Raw genomic sequence first — 18,977 nt, forward strand, 5'->3', positions numbered from 1 at the left:
GCTGCGGAAAGAGATGATTCCATGTTCGAAGCGCCCTATTCCATCCCCTACGCCGGCATAGGCCCCGACGGCCGCATGAAGCTCCCGGTGCTGCTCGACATCCTCCAGGACATGGCGGACCGGGACGCCCACCGCATGGCCATGACCGTGTCGGATTTGCTCCCGAAGGGAGTGAGCTGGGTCCTGCGGAGGTACCGGGTCACCATGGAACGGTACCCGGAGTATGAAAGCACCCTTACGGTGAAGACCTGGCACGAACCCAGGAGGAATCTCCATTCCCTCCGGGCCTTTTCGGTGACCGATGAAAATGGACCGGTAGCCTCGGCGGAAACGAGCTGGATCCTCATCGACCTGGAGCGGGGGCGGCCTCTTCGGCTTGACCGCCACGCCACCCCCCGCTATGTGGAGGAGAGCCGCCCGGTGACGGCGGAATTTCCGGATCTGCCTTCTCCGGACAACTGGGAGGACGAGCGCCCCTTTTCCGTCCGCCGGTGGGATCTGGACCGGAACAACCACGTGAACAACGCGGTCTACTTTTCCTGGGCCGCCGAGGCGGTGCCCGAGGAGACCGCAAAAGACTGTTCCCTTGTTCGTGTTGACGCCGAATACCTCCGCCCCACGGAGGGGCGTGGGGATATCCGGGTCCGGACGGCCCGGCATGCCGCCCCGGGAGCGGAAAGGGTGTACGTTCATTCCATCGTCGGGCCCGACGGTGACGAGAAGGCCCGGTTCATTACGTGCTGGAAACGAAGGATGTGATCTACTGCACGAAGGCCCCGGCAATGTCATCCTGAGGGCTGTCTCACCGCCCGAAGGATCCGGGGTGGCTTTAAGGGGGGCTTGTCATTCTGAGCCCTGGTTTTTTAGGGCAAAGAATCTGGTCTTTAACTCTGGTTGAACCAACCTCGGGATCCTTCCTCGCTGCGCTCCTCAGGATGACAAACAAAAGCGGTCATCCTGAGCTCGTGTTTTTGGCCGAAGTATCCGGGCTGAGAGCCCTTCAAAAGCAACACCAGGTCCTTCGCGTTGCTCAGGACGACAACCGGGATTGTCATCCTGAGGGCTGTCTCACCGCCCGAAGGATCTGCTCGTTGATCCTGAGTGGGGCAAACCCGAGATCCTTCCTCGCTGCGCTCCTCAGGATGACGGAGAACCGGGTCCCTCGCTGCAACTCAGGGTAACACAATAAACGCCCCCAAGCGCTATCCCGTGGTGTTCGCCAAAAACCTTCCCCTCGGCCTAAACATGGCTGAAAAACCGATAAAGTGTACACAAAAATAACTAAAAACTATCGCTTGGCATAACCGATCCCTATTTTACACCCGTTCCTGTTTCTGATAGTTTAGCCTGAACAGATACGGAGCAGGTGCGAAACCCGAGAACTAAAAAGGCATCCTGCTGCATTTGCTTTTTTTTAGGCGCTTGTGCCGGGAACGGCAGAGCGAGAGGTTCCAGGTATGAAAGGGGGAGTATGTAGTGAGAAAGTTCCAGCGGATATGTGTGTTGTTTGCAGTCTTTGCAGTTCTTTTCGCAGGTCTTGCGGTGAGCCCCTCCATGGCTGCCGGCGGGGATACATTCCCGAACAGGCCAGTCACTTTGGTCATTCCTTACGGTTTGGGCTCGGGCGACCATGAAGCCAGGACGTTCGGCCGGATAATGGAGAAACACCTCGGCGAGACCATGGTCCCCTCCAATCACGAGGGCGGCAGCGGCGCAATCGGCATCAGCTTTCTCCTGGCCCAGCCCGCCGACGGATACGCCGTCTCCTTCATGTCGGCGACCATCGCCTTCGGAATGGCCTCGGGGAACCTCAAGTTCGCCGCCACGGACATTCAGCCCCTCGGCACCTTCAACGCCGACTATCTCTGCTTTGCCGTGGAGAAGGACAGCCCATTCAAGACACTGGACGACATGGTGAAATTCGCCAAAGAGAAGCCCGGCTACATGAATGTGGGAGGAACCAACGTCAACGGTGCCCATCACGTCTTCGCCAACCTCTTCTTCAAGGACGCGGACATAAAGGCCCAGTACATTCCCTACAACGGATCGAACCAGACCCTCGTCGCCCTCCTCGGCAAAAACCTCGACGTGATGGTCACGTCGCCCTCAACGATCCGGCAGCACGTGGCCGTAGGCGACATCCGCATTCTTGCCGTCAGCACTTCCGCACGAGTGAAAGAATTCCCCGAGGTGCCGACGTGTAAAGAGCTCGGCTACGAGGCCATCGACGACTTCCTCAACTTCAGGGGATATTTCGTCAAACCGGGAACGCCCGAGGACGTGCTCAAGGTCCTTGACGAGGCGTTCAAGAAAGCCTACCACGATCCCGAATACCAGGCGTTCATCGAGAAGGAGCAGCTTGTTCCCTTCTACAAGGGCCGTCCTGAAGTAGGAGAGTACTTCAACAAGTTCGTGGCCCAGGCGGAGGAGCTCATCAAGGGAGGAAAATAAGTTTTCCGGCATCGGCAGAAGAAGCACGGAGGCCCTGAATGAAAGTAAGCTATAAACTGGCTACGGTACTGGCGAATATCCTTTTTGCGGCTGCAGGGATCTTTGTCCTCAGGATGACGGGGGATTTTCCGGAAACGTTCGGCATCGGCCCCGCTTATTTCCCGAAGGTCCTCAGCATGCTGCTCATCGGTTTTGCCCTGTACAGCACAGTTGTCGCGCTGCTCGGGGAGGGAGGAGACATCGCCCTCCCCAGGCCCGGCAACATCCTTTTCGTCATTCTGTCCGGAGTTCTGTTCATCTTCCTGTGGCTCCGCTTTCAACTCTTCTACGTCTCTTCCTTTTGCGTGGTGGTCATGATGCTCCTCTTCCTGAACCCTGAAAAAAGCATCCCGAAAAGAATCTTCGCCGCACTGGCGGCAGGGGCGGTCATCACGCTGTTCGTGTTCCTTGTGTTCGGCAGGATCCTGAACTTCCGGTTCTGAGGAAGGATGGAAGCCATGGATATATTTGCATTCGATCTCTTGTCGCTGTTTACCTGGCAGAACATCACGGCCATTCTCATGGGGGTGCTCATCGGCATCAGCATCGGCATGATGCCCGGCCTTGGGCCCACCGTGGGGGTCGCCCTCGTCCTGCCCGTCACCTATACCATGAGCACGGTCCCGGCGATCCTCCTCCTCGTGGCGCTGTACCAGGCCGCGGAGTACGGCGGGTCCATATCGGCCATAACCCTCGGCATTCCCGGGACGGCCTCGGCGGTGGCCACCACCCTCGACGGAAACCCCATGTCGAAAAAGGGCTACCCGGGGAAAGCCCTCGGCTACTCCCTGTACGCATCCTTCTGCGGAGGCCTGTTCGGAGGAGTGCTGCTCCTTGTCCTCATCGGCCCCCTCACGAAAATGGCCATCAGGTTCTCCGATCCCGAGATCTTCCTCATCGCCCTTCTCGGCCTTGTAAGCGTCGTGGGGCTCGGCTCGAAGGACATCCCCAAGAGCATCATCTCCGTCATCTTCGGCCTGCTACTCAGCACAGTCGGCATCGACGTGTTCACCGGGGTCTCTCGGTTCACCCTCGACATTCCCTCCCTGAGCGAGGGGATTCCCTTCGTGGCCCTGATCACGGGCCTCTTCGCTGTCCCGGAGGTCATCAGTCTCGCCATGGGGAACCTCGGCACGGTCTACGTTTCCGATACAAAGAACCTCAGGGTGGGATTATCGCTCAGGGAGTTCAGGCCGGTGATAAAGACCATCCTCAAGGGCTCCGTGATCGGATCGATCATCGGCATCATCCCCGGCGTTGGCCCCAGCGCCGCCACATGGATCTCCTACGCCGAGGCGAAGCGGTCATCGAAGACCCCCGAAGAGTTCGGCAAGGGCGCCCCTGAAGGCATCGCCGCCCCCGAGTCGGCCAACAACGCATGCGTGGGCGGGGCGCTGCTGCCCCTCCTCTCTCTCGGCATTCCGGGGTCCGGGACCATCGCGGTCATCTCCAGCGCCTTCATCATCAAGGGCATCCAGCCCGGTCCCCAGGTATTCCAGACCCAGCCCGACCTCATTCTGGGCATCATCTGGGGCTTTATCCTCGCAACGTTCGTGGTTCTGGTGGTCGGAAAATATGCCACGGCGTTCTTCGCCCGCCTTCTCACCATACCCAATTACGTCCTGCTGACCATAGTGTTCTTCGCCGCCATGATCGGTGCTTACGGCACGCGGTTCAACCTCTTCGACGTGGGAGTCGCCTTCACCATAGGCACAATCGGCTTTTTCCTCTCAAGGCTCGACTACTCCTTCCCATGCTTCGTCATGGCCTTCATCCTGGGCAACCTCATCGAGGTCAGCCTCAGGAGGTCCCTCATGCTCTCCCGCGGAAGCTACGCCATATTCTTCACGCGGAGCTACAGCATCGCAATTATGGTGATCATCGCCGCAGTGGTGTTTTTCACCATCTGCAGCAGGCTCAAAAAAGCGCGGCAGGAGCAGGGGGCCTGAAGATACAGAGGGAACCTGGAGAAAAGGTACCTCTTCCCCCTGCCTGCGGCTTCAGGGCAACCCAGTAACACATAACAGAAAGGATAGTGGCAGAATGAATACAGCGAGAGAAACACCAGGATTTGCGGCGCCGGAAAACGCCTGTGATTCCCACTTCCACATCTTCGGCGACCCGAAGAAGTACCCCTACAAATCGGACCTGCGCTACACCCCCCAGGTCTCCACTGCGGAAGACTACCGCGAACTTGCGGGCCTCCTCGGGATCAGGCGCATGGTCACCGTCCAGCCGAGCTGTTTCGGCACCGACAACACCTGCCAGCTTGATGCCGCCGCGCTGTACGGTGTCGAAAACTGCCGCGTCATCGTGGACGTGGACGAATCGGTTTCCTCCAAGGAGATGGACCTGCTCCACAGCCAGGGGGCCCGGGGCATCCGCATCAACGTTAACCCCATACAGCCCCTCACCGCAGGCCTTCCCGAGAGCCTCCTTCCAAAAATAACGGCGATGGAGGCTCGGTGCAAGGAATTCGGCTGGTCCCTGGACTTCCTCTTCCCCGACTGGCTCACCACCGAAATGTTCCCATCCCTGGACAAACTCCGGGTGCCGTTCACTATCGCTCACCTGGGAATGAACAAGGCATGCAACGGAACGGAGTCACGGGGCTTCGCCCGGCTTCTCGATCTCGTGAAGAACGGGGAAGGGTACGCTTATCTCAAGCTCACCGCGCCCTACCGTATATCTCTCGACCCCGACTACTCCGACGTTATTCCCCTCGCACGGGCCGCATTCGAGGCAGCCCCGACCCGCATGGTATGGGGAAGCGACTACCCCCACGCATCCTTCGGCCATCACGACACGGTGAAGATCTTCAACCTCCTGCTCCGCATATTCCCCGACGAAAAGGAGCGGAAGACGGTCCTGGCGGATAACCCGGAGGAACTCTACGGCTTCGGGAAGTGACCCGTGCATGGACATCCTGAAAAAGAACCCCCTCAAACGAGCGATCCTGGAAAAAAGAGCGGCCTTCGGCATATACGTAGAGGAGGCGTCCCCCACCATTGTGGAGCTCGCCGCCCTTGCGGGCCTTGATTTCGTCCGGCTCGACTGGTGTCACGGGCCCTTCTCACCGGCCACATTGATGAACCAGGTCACCGCCGCCGAGAGCAGGGGGATAACTCCCCTCGTTCGGCTCGAGTGCAATGAACAGAACGTGGGTCTTGCCCTCGAGCTTGGGGCCATGGGAGTCATCATCCCGGGAGTCTCCGATGTCTCCGCAGCCGAGAGGGCAGTGGACGCCGTGAAATTCGCCCCAGTGGGGAAGCGGGGGCTCTTCTCCGCGGCGAGAAAATCGGGGTTCGGTAGTGTGGGCAGCGCCGAATTCACCCGGTGGACCAACGAGGAAGTGCTGCTGGGAATACAGATCGAAACACTCGAGGCCATCGAAAACCTGGATGAGATCCTTGCCGTGGAGGGGATCGACATCGTCCAGAGCGGGAGGGGTGACCTCTCCAACGCCTTGGGCGTTCCGGGGGAGAAAACCCACCCCCGGGTCATAGAGGCCGAGGAAAAGATATTCGGAAAAGCCCTCTCTCGGGGGCTCGCCATCTCACCCCAGCTCGACCCCTACGCCCCGGGCTTCGAGGAAGAGGTCGCCGCCTGGGTGGAGAAGGAGGCCTATCTCATCTCCCTCGGCATCGACCAGGCCATCATAAAAAAAGCCTTCCAGGGCATCGTGAAAAAGACCTCTCACATCTCCCGGTAGGCCCTCAGCCTTTCCATTCGCGTCATTTCCGACTTCCCCCGCAGGGCACTTTTCACAAGCCCTTCGGGGGAGGGCATTCCGCCCTGATGAACGAGACGAACTTTCTCACTGCCGTGAGGTCGAGGTATTTCCTGTCGTACACCATGTATGTCTCCCGCTGCATGGGCTTCCCCTCATGGTCCCTCAGGGCTTCCACGAACAGGCCGCTGCTTCCGCCGTCGAGACAATACTGGGGAACTATGGCGTACCCCAGACCCTGCCGGACCATCTGGATGCACGTCTGGCTGTCGGTCACCTCCATCCCGGTCTTCATGTGGCAGGCGAACATCTTCTGCCACCATACCTCCAGCGAGTCGTGCAGGGGAGGGTCAGTGGAGTAGACCACCCTGGGCGTCCGGGGCAGATCCTCAAGGGAAATGGCAGACCCCGATATGAGGCACACGTTTTCCCTGTTGATCAGGAAACCCTCCAGGTTGGGCTGCTTCACCATCCCTCGGACGAAGGCCACGTGAAGCTCTTCGTTCCGCAGCCACTTGAGGATCTCGAAGGTGTACGCACTTCGGATGTGCACCCGGATCTCCGGGTTCCGCGCCGAAAAAACGCGGATAAGCCCGGGCAGTACCCTGTGGGCGAACCGGTTCGGGGCCCCGATCCGGATCATACCCTTCGTCCGCAACACCCCCATGTTCTGGACCGTGTCCTTCGCCTCCTGAAGCCGGTTCAGCATCTCCACCGCATAGGCTGCCACATGCTCACCCTCGGAGGTGAACTCCACCCCCCGGGCGCTCCTCAGAAGAAGTTTCACGCCGAACTCTTCCTCCAGGTTCCTGATCCGCTTGCTCAGGGCAGGCTGGGAAATAAACAGCAACTCAGAAGCCTTCGTGATGTTTCCTGTCTCGCGGAGCACTTTCAGCGCCTGCCAGTCCTTTGTATCCATCCGGGCACCACCTTCGCACGACGGGAACTAAAAGCGAAATTCACAACTTGAACCCTATTATACCCCCCGCACCTGCCCCATACCGAACGGTACGTACGGTGGTGTGAAAGGACGGGGGGCCTTGCCACCACCATCTCCTACTCGATTGAAGGCTTTTCAGAAGCAAACCCGGGCCCTTCACTCTCTTACGGACGACAACAAAGACTTTCGTCCCGGTGTGGTTTCATAATCGAATAATAATTCACCTTGACTTCTTCCCGACAATCGGTATATTTGAGGTATAGAAAAAATTTTCAGTTTGTTTCTGTTTTTATTTCCTAAAACACTACAGAAAGGAGATTGAAAATGGCGAACCTCGAAAAAGTCGAAGGCATCGGCGAAGTCTACGGAAAGAAGCTCCGGGACGCGGGTGTGAACAATACGGACATGCTCCTCGAGGCGGGGAGCACGAGGAAAGGGCGGGACGAGCTTGCCGTGAAAACGGAGATTGCTTCGAAGCTGATCCTCGAGTGGGTGAACCACGTGGATCTCTTCCGGGTGAAGGGCGTGGGGGAGGAGTACGCCGACCTCCTGGAGGCCTCCGGCGTGGATACGGTCCCCGAGCTCGCCCAGAGGAGGGCGGACAACCTGCACAAAAAAATGGCCGAGGTGAACGGAGAGAAAAAGCTCGTCCGGCAGCTTCCGTCCGAAAAACAGGTGCAGGAGTGGATTGACCACGCGAGGGAACTTCCGCGGAAAATCCAGTACTGAGAAGGCTGCCTGACCGGGGCGGGAGGGGCGTACCGGCTCCTCCCGCCCCGTTTTTTTTACCCCTTCCGCCCAGGGCGGAACATTCCTCATCGCCTCCCGATGGGAGTTTTTCTTCCCTCTCCCATTGACATTCCCCTCCCCTGTCCCTAGAATTGGTTTGTTTCTTCAATAAATTAATTATCGGTCCCCGCGGCAGACTGCGGGGCAGAGGAGGAAGCGGTGATGAGGATTCGCGCCATCAACGCGGAAAAAATGGGGCTGTCCAACAGGCTGACCCTGATCAACCTCATCCGGACGAACCCCGGGGTGAGCAGGAGGGAACTTTCCAGGCTCGCGGGGCTTGATCCAAGCACGGTCACAAAGATCATCACCTCCCTTCTCGACAAGGGGCTCGTGGTGGAGCAGGGAGTTCGTGACGCCGACCAGCCGGGCAGAAAGTCCATCATGCTCCGGGTCTCCAGGGACGCGGCGGTCTGCCTGGCTGCGGAGGTCGGTGTGGAGAGCACCCGTATAGCCGCGGGATACCTGGATGCTTCCTTCGAAGTGCTCGAAGAGTTTCCCACCCCGTCGGACCAGGATTCATTTTTCCGCGTCTTCGCCGAACGGATGGAGTCCGTCCGGTCCCCCGCGGGGGCAAGGGAATTCTGCGCCCTGAGCTTCGCCGTTCCCGGGATGGTGGAGTGGGGAAGCAACATCCTGAAGCACCTTCCCCATATGGGATGGAAGGACGTGAACCTGGGCGAGAACCTGCGGCGGACCCTTCCGTGGCTTGACCTTCCCGTGTTCGCCGCCAACGAGGCAAAGCTCTCCCTCATCGCCGAGATGTTCCGCAACCCTGGAATTTCCCGCCTCCACAGCGGCATCTACGTCTACCTTTCCCAGGGAGTGGGGGGTGCCGTCCTTGTGGGCGACAAGATCATCCACGGAGCGGGAAACACTGCCGGCGAGCTGGGGCACATGGTCATCGACGCCTCCGGCCCCCTCTGCCACTGCGGCAGCAGGGGGTGTTTCGAGACCTTCGTCTCCATCGACAGGGTCGTGAAGAATTACGAGGAGAGGAAGGAGCCCCTTCCGGGGCGGAACTTCCGGGAAAAATTCCGGCTCCTCCTCGACCGGTCCTCGTCGGGGGACGGAGCGGCTTCGGATGTCCTGGAGGAAATGAAGGAGTACCTGGCCATCGGTCTCTCGAACCTCGCCAACATTCTCAACCCCGATTTCATCATGCTCGGAGGTGTGGGCTCCATTTTCCCCTCCGCCTTCATCCGCTCGGTGAGCGACGCGGTGACCGCCAGGGCCCTCGGTCCGGCAGGGGCGGAACTGCTCTTCACCAGGGCATCCCTGGGCATCGAATCCGCCGCCCTTGAAGGGGCGACGCTCATGGCCATGAACCACCATATCAAAAAGGTGATCTGAAGCGGCCACCTTATCCGCAAAGGAGGAATCAGCAATGGGAGAATACTTCCCCGGCGTGGGAAAAATCCGGTATGAAGGCCCCCTTTCCCCAAATCCCCTGGCCTTCAGGGAGTACCATGCCGACGAGATCGTGGCGGGAAAGCCCATGAAGGAACATCTCCGGTTCGCCATGTCGTGGTGGCACACCATCTGCTCCCGGGGGAAGGACATGTTCGGCGATGAGGCAGCCGTCCGTCCCTGGGACCAGGAGGCCGACCCCATGAAGCGGGCCCTGATGGCGGCGGACGGAGCCTTTGAGTTCATGGAGAAGCTCGGGCTGGAATTTTTCTGCTTCCACGACAGGGATATCGCTCCCGAGGGAGAGACCCTTGCCGAAACCAACGCCCGGCTCGACGAGGTCGCCGCCCATATCCGGGAGCACATGAAGAGGACCGGAATACGGCTGCTGTGGGGAACGGCCAATCTCTTCAGCCATCCCCGGTACGTCCACGGGGCGGCCACCTCCTGCAATGCCGACGTGTTCGCCTTCGCCGCCGCCCAGGTGAAGAAGGCCATGGAGCTTACCCGGAACCTTGGAGGAGAGGGGTATGTCTTCTGGGGCGGCCGGGAAGGATACGAGACCCTGCTCAACACCAACATGGAACTCGAGATGGACAACCTCGCCCGGTTCCTGAAGATGGCCGTCGACTACGGGCGGAAAATCGGCTTTTCGGGGCAGTTCCTCATAGAGCCCAAACCGAAGGAGCCGACGAAGCACCAGTATGACTACGACGTGGCCTCGGTTCTGGCTTTTCTGAGGAAATACGGTCTCGAAAAGGACTTCAAAATCAACATCGAGGCAAACCACGCCACACTGGCGGGTCACACCTTCCACCATGAGCTTCACCTTGCCCGTGTCAACGGCATGCTCGGGAGCATCGACGCCAACCAGGGAGACCTCTTCCTCGGCTGGGACACCGACAATTTCCCCACGGACCCCTTCACTACCACCCTCGCCATGGTGGAGGTGCTGAAAAACGGAGGCATCGCTCCCGGCGGGCTGAACTTCGACGCCCACGTGCGCCGGCCCTCCTTCCAGGACGACGACCTCTTCCTCGCCTATATCGCCGGAATGGACGCCTTCGCAAAGGGGCTCCGGGTCGCCGCGGACCTGCTGGAGAGCGGCGAGATAGAGGAGTTCGTCGAAAAGAGGTACGGGAGCTTCGCCTCCGGCATAGGAAAGCGGATCCTGGACGGGACCGCCGGGTTCGAGGAGCTGGAGGCCTACGCCCTTGCAAAAGGCCGGATCGAAAATTCCTCTGGCCGGCAGGAGCTGCTGGAATCCATCCTGAACAGGTACGTGCTGAATTCCGGGGCCCGCTGAAGGGAGCGGAACAGAAAAAGAGAGCGGGACGGGAGAATTCTCCCGTCCCGCTCTTGCTGTTTCCGTCACTGCATGCGCTGGTACATGACCATCATTCCCGTCACCGCGTCGGTGATGGTGAAGGTGAGCCCTCCCGGGCCGAGCTGGAAATAATAGTTGAAGGGCATCCCCATCTGGTTCTGGCCGTACATCATGTTTCCCTGGATCTGAAACATGCCGGCCTCGAAGGGAATTCCGTTCATCCACGACTGATACTGGTTCCCCTGGATCTGCATCACCACCTGCTGTCCATTGAGAATCGTTCCCCACACCCCCGTGAGGTTGATGTACTGAACCGGAGGAACTGGAGGAACCGGCGGCTGGGGAACGGGCGGCTGAGGAACGGGCGGCTGGGGAACGGGCGGCTGAGGAACGGGCGGCTGGGGAACTGGCGGCTGGGGAACTGGCGGCTGAGGAACCGGAGGCTGGCCGGCAGCGCGCTTGTAGACCACGGCGGTTCCGCTGTCGGTGAAGGTGGCCACCAGTGCGTCCGAGGGCTGGTTGAAACCGAAATAGATGTACACGGGAGCCCCTGCCGGCGGGGTGATGGTAAGAAGGTTGTCTTTCACGGCCGTCTTTCCCTGGATTTTCGCTCCCTTTTCAGTGGTGTAGACCGCCGTACCCCTGTTCATTTCAAGGGCGCTGCCGTCGTCTCCTTTCCAGCTTCCGTCCATGTAGCCGGCCGGGAAGTTGATTTCGTCAAGGGGCATCATGATGGTCTTCGCCATGGTGTAACTGTCGAAGGTGGTCCAGAAATAGCTGGTCCCCTCCATGGCGAGAACGGCGAACCGGCGCTCCGAAGGTTCATATTCGCCGTCGGGCTCCTCCTTTTCATAGGCGGTCAGGATGGGCAGCCCCCTGGGTTCCCACAGGAGGGCGAATTCCGAAGGTTTCTCTCCGAAGACCTCTGCCTTTGCCGGGAATACGTTCGGGTTTTTTCCGGCCGGACTGATGGTGAGCACGTTTCCGGCCGGGGCCATGATCATGCCCTGTCCGTTCCGCTGGGCCACGGCGGTGAATGTCGCATATTTTCCGGGGAGTTTCCCCGTCCCGAGCCTGTGAGTTTCGTCAAGCCTGGGGGTGATCTCGGGATTGGCTCCCACGGTGACGGGAGGGCTTACCAGGCTGGTTCCCGCTCCGCCGATGGACTCGGCCTGACCGATGATCCGAAGCGTCTTTCCGGCGGGAATCATTTCCAGGATGACGTCGAGGCCTTCCTCCCAGCGGATGGCTTCTCCCGGAACTATCTTCACCTTGCCGTCAGATCCGAATTTGATGATGGAAGGCTTGAAAACCCCTTCCGGTTTCGGTGTCACGTCTGTGATGGCCACACCGTTTTCCGTGAACACCACGGAGGTCATGGCCACGATGCCGTAGGTCTGGGTGTCCACCACCAGCTCCACGGGAATGTCTCCCCGTGTGCCCGGGTCGGAATAGGTGCCGTCGATGGTGAAGTGGAACAGGTCGGACACGTCCCTGTACCGGGCGGTGACCGGGACGCTCGTCTTTCCGTTGGCAACTCTGTGGATGAGTCCCCCGACCTGGTAGAGCAGCTCGCTCCTGCCGTCCTGGAAAACGGGTGTCATGGCGTCGGAGATGTTCGCAGCTTCTTCCTGCCGTTTCTTGCTTCCCTCCGGATCGAGCTTTTCGTCAAGCAGGATGGCGTCGGAGACTATGGTGTAGTCACCCTGGGGATTGTCGGCGTAGGCGAACCCGGCATAGCCCCAGAGGATGGCTCGTCCTTCGATGGTCAGCTTGACGTAGCTGCTCCTGGGGAGGTTGGCGGACAGGGGAATGACCTCCGTCAGCGGGTCGAGATCGAAGTCCTTCCCTCCCCTGGGCTGGGTGACCCCCTGGCGGAGCTTCGGCGTGCCGAACTCGATGGAGGCCACTCTGGGCGGGGTCATGCCGTCCTCTTTCTGCTTCCGGTAGAGGGCTGTCAGGGTGGAGACCCATCCCGTCTTCCCGTTGAAGTCCAACTCGGAGTAGCCGCTCCGCAGGTTGTTCTCCCTCAGGGGGGCGTAAATGGAAAGCCCGTTGCTGAAGACGAGCATGGGACCCTTCTCCGACGCGATGATCAGTTCGGCGATGGTCTTCTCCAGGGCGGCGATCTCCGGGGCGGGGGGATTGGCCATGGTTTTTCCCAGCCGGGCCAGCCAGTCTCTCAGGTCAATGCTCGACAGGGCGCTGTCGTCCCGGAGGTAGTCTCCGCGACCTCCGTAGTTCTGGGCGTAGAAGATGGTCCGGGTGATGTTCGCCCACTCGGCGGGGATTCGCTCTTCCAGCTTCCGGGAAAACGCGGCGAAAGCCGCCAGGAAGGCGTCCGTCTTCGACAGGTCGAAGGCCGTGTAGGCCCCGTCCTTCCGCCCGTGATCCCTGAACCCCCGAACCCCTGTCCTGACGAGTTCCGCCGCAATCTCGGCGGTGCTTTTCCCGGCGCCGAAGAGGGGCAGTCCCTTGGTGTAGTCCATGCCCACGCCGGGAATCGTCGGGGCGGCCCCGACCATCCAGGAGGCGAAGGGAGCGCATGCCGCCAGGGTTTCCGCCTGGCCCATGAGGCACATGTCGAAGAAGAGAAGATCCAGCTTTCCTCCCGGAAGAATTGATGCCGCACTGTTCAGGACGTCCCGGAACTCGGCGAGGGTGATCTCGTCGGTACCGCCTGCGGCCCCGGGGGCGTCGTCGTCGTTGGCCATGTTGATCCAGCCTGAACCGTGATCCCACATGAAGAGGGCTGTCTTCTTCGCAGGGAAGGCCCGGAGGGATTCACGGATGAATCCTTCGAGAACCGCAGGGTCCCCGAGGTTCAGTTCTCCGCAGTCGGCGAGGAGCTGGGAATCGATTTCGTCGCCCCGGACTGATTGCTTCACCCGGTAGGCCCGGGCGCCGGTCCAGTCGCCCATGGCGGTGCTGAATTCCTTCGAGCGGTCCAGGAGAACGATTACCTCCACGCCGGGGCCCGGGTATCCGGCCTCCAGCTCCTTCATATCGCTGAGGGCGAAGCTTTCAAGGTTGTTGTCGCCGTTGAAGTAGGCGATGATGGTCCATTCTCTCTCGTTCGAGAGAACCGGTTCTCCGAAAGTTCCCGGAGAGAGGGGGGCCGCCGCGGCCTGCTGCGGAGGAGGGGTCGTTTCGGCGGAGGAGGGGGAAACTGCCGGGCAGAAGAAGGAGGCGAACAGGAGGAGCAGCGACGGCAGGAAGAGCAGATTTTTCCATTTTCCTTTCATCTTTTTCACCTTCTTTGAAATGATGTGGAAACGGTGCGCTCTGCCCGGGAAAAACCCGGTATGTCCACCCGGGCAGCGGAACGGGTGCCGCCGCAGATGTTGAAATACCACCTCCTCCTGGTCATGTCCCGGAGCCTGTTTTCCCCGCAGGAAAAATTCCCCCCTGCTCCGGTAAAGAACACAACCGGTTTGGCGTAATGGTGGCACATGAGCAAAAATATTTCAACAAGAAAGTTGTAAAATATTTGTAAATATAAAGGGCTCTACGGAAGCCCGGGATGACGGGAACTCCCGGCGGTCCGGTCCTTCCGGCCATCGCTTCATCAGAGTGCATTTGCAAAGGAGTCCATGGATGGTATAATCCCCTCTATTATCCCGGCCCGGAGGCCGGGTTCTTCCCTGCCTGCCACGGTTCCGGCGGAAGCATCGTAGCGGGCGGGGAAAAGTCCGCCGGAAAAATGACGGGAATACAATGAAGGGACGTGGTGTAATGCTGAAACAATGGAAATGTGCCGTTCTTGCCTGCCTGGTTCTGTCTGCCCTCCTTGCGCCGGCCGCCTTTGCCGATGGGTATCCGTCCAAGGGCGTGACCCTCGTGGTGCCCTGGGGTGCGGGCGGGGTGACCGACGTGGCCGCCCGGGTATTCGCCCCCCTGTTCGAGAAGTACCTGGGCGTTCCCGTGGTGATCCTCAACCGACCGGGAGCTTCGGGTGCCATAGGCACCGAGTACGCCTACGCAAGGCCTGCCGACGGCTATACTATCGTCTTTTCGGCGGAGACGCCGGCCACGTTCCGCATCATGGATGTGAGCAGGCTTTCGTTCCATGATTTCGAGCCCATAATGCTGCTGTCCCATTCCGAAAAGATCATCGCCGTGGCTCCGGAGTCTCCCTACCAGACCCTCGCGGACCTGGTGAAGGATATCCGGGCCCGGCCCGGCAAGGTGCGGTTCTCCTACAGCGGCGCCGGGGCGAGCGGCCACGTCCAGGCTCTCCTGATGATGCAGAAGGGTGCCCTGGACTTTTCCGCCACGCCCTTCGGCGGCGGCAACAACGCTCTCCTGGCGGTGCTCGGGGGGCAGGTGGACTTCACATCCCCCAACATCGGGACGGTGAAGGATTATATCGCCTCCGGCAAGCTCCGGGCCCTGGCAGTGTTCGACAGGAACAGAAGCGTCTACCTGCCCGAGCTTCCTCCCATCACCGAGGCCATCCCGGAGATGGAGTCCTTCCTGCCCCTGGATTACCCCAACTGCCTCATGGTGAAGAAGGGGACGCCGGCAGACGTGACGGCGAAGGTCGCTGAAGCGGCCTCGAAGGCCGTGGCGGACCCGAAGTGGAAGGAGTTCCTCGAAAACAACTGGTACGTGGGGCTCGATTCGGTGAGGGGGCAGGATATGCTCTCCTACTGGGATAACTGGGCTTCCGTGGTCGGGTGGGTGCTCCAGGACGCCGGGGTGGCCAAGAAGAGCCCCGAGGAGTTCGGCATCCCCAGGCCGTAGCGTCAAAGGTTCGCTTCGGGGTCCCTTCGGAAGGAGGGACCCCTGTTCCCTGAAAGGAAGGAAAACATGTCCAATGCCCGCTCTCCCTGGGCCGGGAATATCCGGCACGGGGTCTTTTTTCTCGCCGTGGCCGCCCTTTTCGGCCTGCAGGGGATCGCCGTCCACGACGGCGGTCAGTGGAGCCTTTCACCTGCCCTTTTCCCCCTGATCCTTTCAGGGGGGCTTGCCTTCCTCTCCGCTGCGCTCATCGGCCAGGCCCTCCTCAGGATCCGTGCCGGGAACGAAGGTCCTTCCCTGAACGGGGGAGCCCCTGTTTCCGCCATGCGTGCATCCCTGACCTTTCTCCTGTGCCTCCTCTATGCCCTGGCGCTGCCCCGGGCGGGCTTCCTGCCGGCGAGCGCCGTGTTCCTCGCCCTGTTCTGCCTTCTTGTCGGTGAGCGGCGCCTCCGGGCTGTCGCTGCCCTGTCCCTCGTTTCCCCGGCGGTGATATACCTGCTGTTCCGCCACGGGCTGAACGTGCTTCTTCCCTAGGGGGACCGCGGCAATGGATCTCATCCTCTCCATGGTTTCCCAGGCGGACTTCACCTTCGTGATGCTGATCTTCGCGGGGGCCTTCGCCGGGCTCTTTGTAGGCGCCATTCCCGGGCTCTCCGTCACCATGGCCACGGCCCTGCTGGTCTCCATAACCTTCACCTGGACGGTGAAGAACGCCCTCGCCGTCATTCTCGGAGTGTTCGTGTCAGGGGTCTACGCAGGGGCGGTTTCCGCCATCCTGATCAATATTCCCGGAGCCCCCTCCTCGGTGGTCACCACCCTCGACGGGTACCCCATGGCCCGGAAGGGGGAAGCGGCCCTGGCCCTGTGGGCGGCCACGTTCCATTCCTTCGTGGGGAGCGTGTTCGGCTTCCTGGTGCTCATGTTCGTCGCCCGTCCGGTGACGGCTTTTGCCCTCTCCTTTTCCGCCATGGACTACTTTCTCCTGGCCCTTTTCGGCCTCACCACCATCGGGACGCTCACGGCGAAGAATTACCTCAAGGGGGGCATCTGCGCGCTTCTGGGCCTGCTGCTGAGCATGGTGGGCATCGACCCCTTTTCCGGTGCGGCCAGGTATTCCTTCGGCCTGACCGACCTGCAGGGGGGCATTCCCCTCATCGCCGCCCTGATCGGCCTTTTCGGCTTTGCCGAGGTGCTCGACCAGGTCGCCAGGGGGACCATGAACGCCATTGCCGCACAGGCGGGCAGGATGCGGTATTCATTCCGGGAGATGATCAGGTACCTGCCCCTGTCGCTCCGGTCCTCGGTCATAGGGACCTTCATCGGCGCCCTTCCCGGGGCGGGGGGGCCGGTGGCCTCCATCATCGCCTACGACCAGGCCCGGAAGTCTGTGAAGAATCCTACCCGGCCCTTCGGGGAGGGAGCGGTGGAGGGGGTCATCGCCAGCGAGGCTGCCAACAACGCCTGCATCGGCGGAGCCCTCATCCCCATGCTCACCCTGGCGGTTCCCGGGGACGCCGTCACGGCGGTCATCCTGGCGGCATTCTACGTCCACGGCCTCCAGCCGGGACCCCTTCTGTTCGTCCGGACGCCGGAACTGTTTTCCGTGGTGCTCGCCGCAGGATTTCTCGCCTGTATCGCCATGCTCGTGCTGGGCATGACGGTGGTTCCCCGCCTCTCGGGGATCGTCCTGGTACCCAAGCGGATCCTCATGCCCCTGGTGACGGTGCTCTGCGTTGTGGGAACCTATGCGGTGAACTCGAGCATGTTCGACGTAGGGCTTATGTTCTGCTTCGGTCTTGCGGGTTTCCTGATGAGAAGCAGGGGGTATCCGGCCGCACCGCTGGTGCTCGGACTCGTCCTTGGGGAGATGATGGACTCGAACCTCCGGAGGGCGGTGAACATGGCAATGGCCGGGGACAGCGTTTTTCTGGAGCTGTTCGGCCGTCCCTCCACAGTGGTGCTTTCTCTCATGGTGGCTTTTTCCGTCCTCGCCGCCGTTCCGGCGGTGAAGGAACGGATCGGTGCGGCGGCCTCCCGCCTTCTTTCGGTCTTCGGATCGGGCAGGTGACGGGAATAAATCAGGGCCCCGGCCGGGGCCCTGATTTATTCCAGAATGGCTCCTTCGTCCAGCAGGGTCTTCCGGAGAAGATCCCGGTCCAGATCCCGGAGGAGACTGCCGGAGCGGAGGGCGAGCCGGGCCGCGGTCCCGGCGGCGTGGCCTGTGGCGAGGCACTGGCCCATGACCCGGGAAGAGGCGTAAGCCCCGGAGGTGACGGAGATGTTCCTCCCCGCGGCGAGGACATTGTCCATTCCCCTGGGGAGGAGAGAGCGGTAGGGGATGGTGTAGTCCTTTCCGCTCCACCGGTAGACGAGGCGGTTCCGTTCCCAGTCGTGGTACTCCATGGGCCAGGAGCCAACGCAGACGGCGTCGGCAAAGAGCCGCCCCTCCATGATGTCCTCTTCAGTGAGAGTGTAGGCGCATTCCGTCCTGGAGGCTTCCCTGACGCCTAGGGCGGGGGCGATGCAGGACAGGACGGCCCTTTCGAACCCCGGAACGTATTTCCGGAAAAACCGGGCGTTTTCCAGGACCTTGTCCCTTCCGCCGGTCAGTCCCGCAGTGACGTCCAGGGGAACCGAGGGATCCGCCTTCACCCAGTTGGCGTTCACTATGGCGGCCGTTCCGCCGGGAAGGACAGTGAGAACGCCGTTGCCCCGCTCCTGGGTGATGTCCCCCTTCGCCCGGGCTTCAGCCATGAGCGAAGCGATCTGATCCTTGCTGACGGCCCTGGCCGTTTTTCCGTCCACGCTGTCCATGCGGAACACCATGGTCCCGGCCTGGAGTTTCCCCCCTTCCGGGGAAAGGACGGCGCCGGAGGGGGCGAAGGGGGCAAGAAGGGCCTTTCCCGTGACATCCACGGCGATCTTGGGAAGGATGACCACCCGGGTGCCTGACTCGGTGTTGACCGTTTCGACGGACAGGAGCCTTTCGCCGTCGAAGGAGGCCCCGGTGACGAGAGTGGAAAGATGCAGTTCCGTTCCTCTGCGGAGAACCATCCTGTCGAGGGCGCAGGCAAGAAGCTCGGGGTCGCAGATGTCGCTCCTGTGGGTATCCCGGTTCACCCCCTCGTCCAGTCCTCCGAGGGCCTTCAGTTCCCGGGCGAGGGCGTCCCTGGCGCCGCCGGAGATTTTTCGCCGTTCACCGAGGGAAGAGTAGCACCCGCAGAGGGTACTCACCAGTCCGTTGGTGGCCGTTCCGCCGAGACGTCCGGTTTTTTCCGCCAGGACGACGGAAATTCCGGGGGCCGACGCGGACCATGCCGCCGCCGCACCGGCGGAACCGCCGCCGAGAACGAGAATATCGCAGGACAGGGTGGAGGAAACTGTTTTCACGGGCATCACTCCGTTCTGTGAAAAGTGTTTTCCTGCATGCCGCCCGGCTCAGGGGAACGAGGGGTCCGGCAAAGGCGGAAAAAGAGAGAAAAGTTTCTGTTTCATAAGAAAAATGATTCCATGAAACGGCATTTTGTACTATGATAACAGATTGTGAG

The 18,977-nt window shown here is 60.8% G+C and carries 15 protein-coding genes; 12 read left to right on the forward strand and 3 right to left on the reverse strand.

Annotated elements, in window-relative coordinates:
* The first annotated feature begins 21 nt into the window (after positions 1-21).
* From C8D99_RS05475 to C8D99_RS05500, 6 genes are all read left to right on the forward strand, one after another.
* Positions 22-759 (forward strand): acyl-[acyl-carrier-protein] thioesterase, encoded by a 738-nt coding sequence (locus C8D99_RS05475; protein ID WP_133957116.1) that lies wholly within the window; start codon positions 22-24, stop codon positions 757-759.
* Between the two features lie 744 nt (positions 760-1,503).
* Positions 1,504-2,451: a Bug family tripartite tricarboxylate transporter substrate binding protein gene (locus C8D99_RS05480; protein WP_208321095.1), complete on the forward strand. Its 948-nt coding sequence runs from the start codon at positions 1,504-1,506 to the stop codon at positions 2,449-2,451.
* Between the two features lie 38 nt (positions 2,452-2,489).
* Positions 2,490-2,933: a tripartite tricarboxylate transporter TctB family protein gene (locus C8D99_RS05485; protein WP_133957118.1), complete on the forward strand. Its 444-nt coding sequence runs from the start codon at positions 2,490-2,492 to the stop codon at positions 2,931-2,933.
* A gap of 15 nt (positions 2,934-2,948) precedes the next feature.
* Positions 2,949-4,439 carry a tripartite tricarboxylate transporter permease gene (locus tag C8D99_RS05490; RefSeq protein ID WP_166670020.1) on the forward strand — a complete coding sequence of 497 codons (1,491 nt, stop codon included), beginning with the start codon at positions 2,949-2,951 and terminating at the stop codon, positions 4,437-4,439.
* A 94-nt stretch (positions 4,440-4,533) separates the two neighbouring features.
* A complete protein-coding gene (locus C8D99_RS05495; RefSeq protein WP_133957120.1) occupies positions 4,534-5,400 on the forward strand; it encodes an amidohydrolase family protein in 867 nt (288 codons plus the stop codon).
* A 7-nt stretch (positions 5,401-5,407) separates the two neighbouring features.
* Positions 5,408-6,202: an HpcH/HpaI aldolase family protein gene (locus tag C8D99_RS05500; protein ID WP_133957121.1), complete on the forward strand. Its 795-nt coding sequence runs from the start codon at positions 5,408-5,410 to the stop codon at positions 6,200-6,202.
* Positions 6,203-6,254: 52 nt separating this feature from the next.
* On the opposite strand, the gene C8D99_RS05505 is transcribed toward C8D99_RS05500, so the two are convergent.
* A complete protein-coding gene (locus C8D99_RS05505) occupies positions 6,255-7,139 on the reverse strand; it encodes a LysR family transcriptional regulator (protein WP_133957122.1) in 885 nt (294 codons plus the stop codon).
* Between the two features lie 345 nt (positions 7,140-7,484).
* Here C8D99_RS05505 and C8D99_RS05510 point away from each other — a divergent pair, with 345 nt between their 5' ends.
* The 3 genes from C8D99_RS05510 (at position 7,485) to xylA (ending at position 10,665) form a co-directional block, all read left to right on the forward strand.
* Positions 7,485-7,889, forward strand: a complete 405-nt coding sequence (locus C8D99_RS05510; protein ID WP_133957123.1) for a DUF4332 domain-containing protein — start codon at positions 7,485-7,487, stop codon at positions 7,887-7,889.
* 222 nt (positions 7,890-8,111) lie between these two features.
* Positions 8,112-9,302, forward strand: coding sequence for an ROK family transcriptional regulator (locus C8D99_RS05515; protein WP_133957124.1), 1,191 nt, complete (start codon positions 8,112-8,114; stop codon positions 9,300-9,302).
* Positions 9,303-9,336: 34 nt separating this feature from the next.
* Positions 9,337-10,665, forward strand: a complete 1,329-nt coding sequence (gene xylA / locus C8D99_RS05520; RefSeq protein ID WP_133957125.1) for a xylose isomerase — start codon at positions 9,337-9,339, stop codon at positions 10,663-10,665.
* A 65-nt stretch (positions 10,666-10,730) separates the two neighbouring features.
* On the opposite strand, the gene C8D99_RS05525 is transcribed toward xylA, so the two are convergent.
* A complete protein-coding gene (locus C8D99_RS05525; RefSeq protein ID WP_133957126.1) occupies positions 10,731-13,931 on the reverse strand; it encodes a clostripain-related cysteine peptidase in 3,201 nt (1,066 codons plus the stop codon).
* A 490-nt stretch (positions 13,932-14,421) separates the two neighbouring features.
* Here C8D99_RS05525 and C8D99_RS05530 point away from each other — a divergent pair, with 490 nt between their 5' ends.
* The 3 genes from C8D99_RS05530 to C8D99_RS05540 all read left to right on the forward strand — a co-directional run bounded on the left by C8D99_RS05530 (position 14,422) and on the right by C8D99_RS05540 (position 17,497).
* Positions 14,422-15,432, forward strand: a complete 1,011-nt coding sequence (locus tag C8D99_RS05530; RefSeq protein WP_133957127.1) for a Bug family tripartite tricarboxylate transporter substrate binding protein — start codon at positions 14,422-14,424, stop codon at positions 15,430-15,432.
* Between the two features lie 66 nt (positions 15,433-15,498).
* Positions 15,499-15,963 carry a tripartite tricarboxylate transporter TctB family protein gene (locus C8D99_RS05535; protein ID WP_133957128.1) on the forward strand — a complete coding sequence of 155 codons (465 nt, stop codon included), beginning with the start codon at positions 15,499-15,501 and terminating at the stop codon, positions 15,961-15,963.
* Between the two features lie 13 nt (positions 15,964-15,976).
* Positions 15,977-17,497 (forward strand): tripartite tricarboxylate transporter permease, encoded by a 1,521-nt coding sequence (locus tag C8D99_RS05540; protein ID WP_133957129.1) that lies wholly within the window; start codon positions 15,977-15,979, stop codon positions 17,495-17,497.
* A gap of 35 nt (positions 17,498-17,532) precedes the next feature.
* Here the strand turns inward: C8D99_RS05540 and C8D99_RS05545 are convergent, their stop codons facing one another.
* Positions 17,533-18,819, reverse strand: a complete 1,287-nt coding sequence (locus C8D99_RS05545; RefSeq protein ID WP_166670021.1) for an FAD-dependent oxidoreductase — start codon at positions 18,817-18,819, stop codon at positions 17,533-17,535.
* Positions 18,820-18,977 lie beyond the last annotated feature (158 nt).

Origin of the sequence: Aminivibrio pyruvatiphilus, from assembly GCF_004366815.1 — a bacterium.
Classification (GTDB): domain Bacteria; phylum Synergistota; class Synergistia; order Synergistales; family Aminobacteriaceae; genus Aminivibrio; species Aminivibrio pyruvatiphilus.

Excerpts from the sequence above, each read along its gene's own strand:
- C8D99_RS05475 (WP_133957116.1), top strand. The coding sequence starts at position 22 with ATGTTCGAAGCGCCCTATTCCATCCCCTACGCCGGCATAGGCCCCGAC.
- C8D99_RS05485 (WP_133957118.1), top strand. The coding sequence starts at position 2,490 with ATGAAAGTAAGCTATAAACTGGCTACGGTACTGGCGAATATCCTTTTT.
- C8D99_RS05490 (WP_166670020.1), top strand. The coding sequence starts at position 2,949 with ATGGATATATTTGCATTCGATCTCTTGTCGCTGTTTACCTGGCAGAAC.
- C8D99_RS05495 (WP_133957120.1), top strand. The coding sequence starts at position 4,534 with ATGAATACAGCGAGAGAAACACCAGGATTTGCGGCGCCGGAAAACGCC.
- C8D99_RS05500 (WP_133957121.1), top strand. The coding sequence starts at position 5,408 with ATGGACATCCTGAAAAAGAACCCCCTCAAACGAGCGATCCTGGAAAAA.
- C8D99_RS05505 (WP_133957122.1), bottom strand. The coding sequence starts at position 7,139 with ATGGATACAAAGGACTGGCAGGCGCTGAAAGTGCTCCGCGAGACAGGA.
- C8D99_RS05510 (WP_133957123.1), top strand. The coding sequence starts at position 7,485 with ATGGCGAACCTCGAAAAAGTCGAAGGCATCGGCGAAGTCTACGGAAAG.
- C8D99_RS05515 (WP_133957124.1), top strand. The coding sequence starts at position 8,112 with ATGAGGATTCGCGCCATCAACGCGGAAAAAATGGGGCTGTCCAACAGG.
- xylA (WP_133957125.1), top strand. The coding sequence starts at position 9,337 with ATGGGAGAATACTTCCCCGGCGTGGGAAAAATCCGGTATGAAGGCCCC.
- C8D99_RS05525 (WP_133957126.1), bottom strand. The coding sequence starts at position 13,931 with ATGAAAGGAAAATGGAAAAATCTGCTCTTCCTGCCGTCGCTGCTCCTC.
- C8D99_RS05530 (WP_133957127.1), top strand. The coding sequence starts at position 14,422 with ATGCTGAAACAATGGAAATGTGCCGTTCTTGCCTGCCTGGTTCTGTCT.
- C8D99_RS05535 (WP_133957128.1), top strand. The coding sequence starts at position 15,499 with ATGTCCAATGCCCGCTCTCCCTGGGCCGGGAATATCCGGCACGGGGTC.
- C8D99_RS05540 (WP_133957129.1), top strand. The coding sequence starts at position 15,977 with ATGGATCTCATCCTCTCCATGGTTTCCCAGGCGGACTTCACCTTCGTG.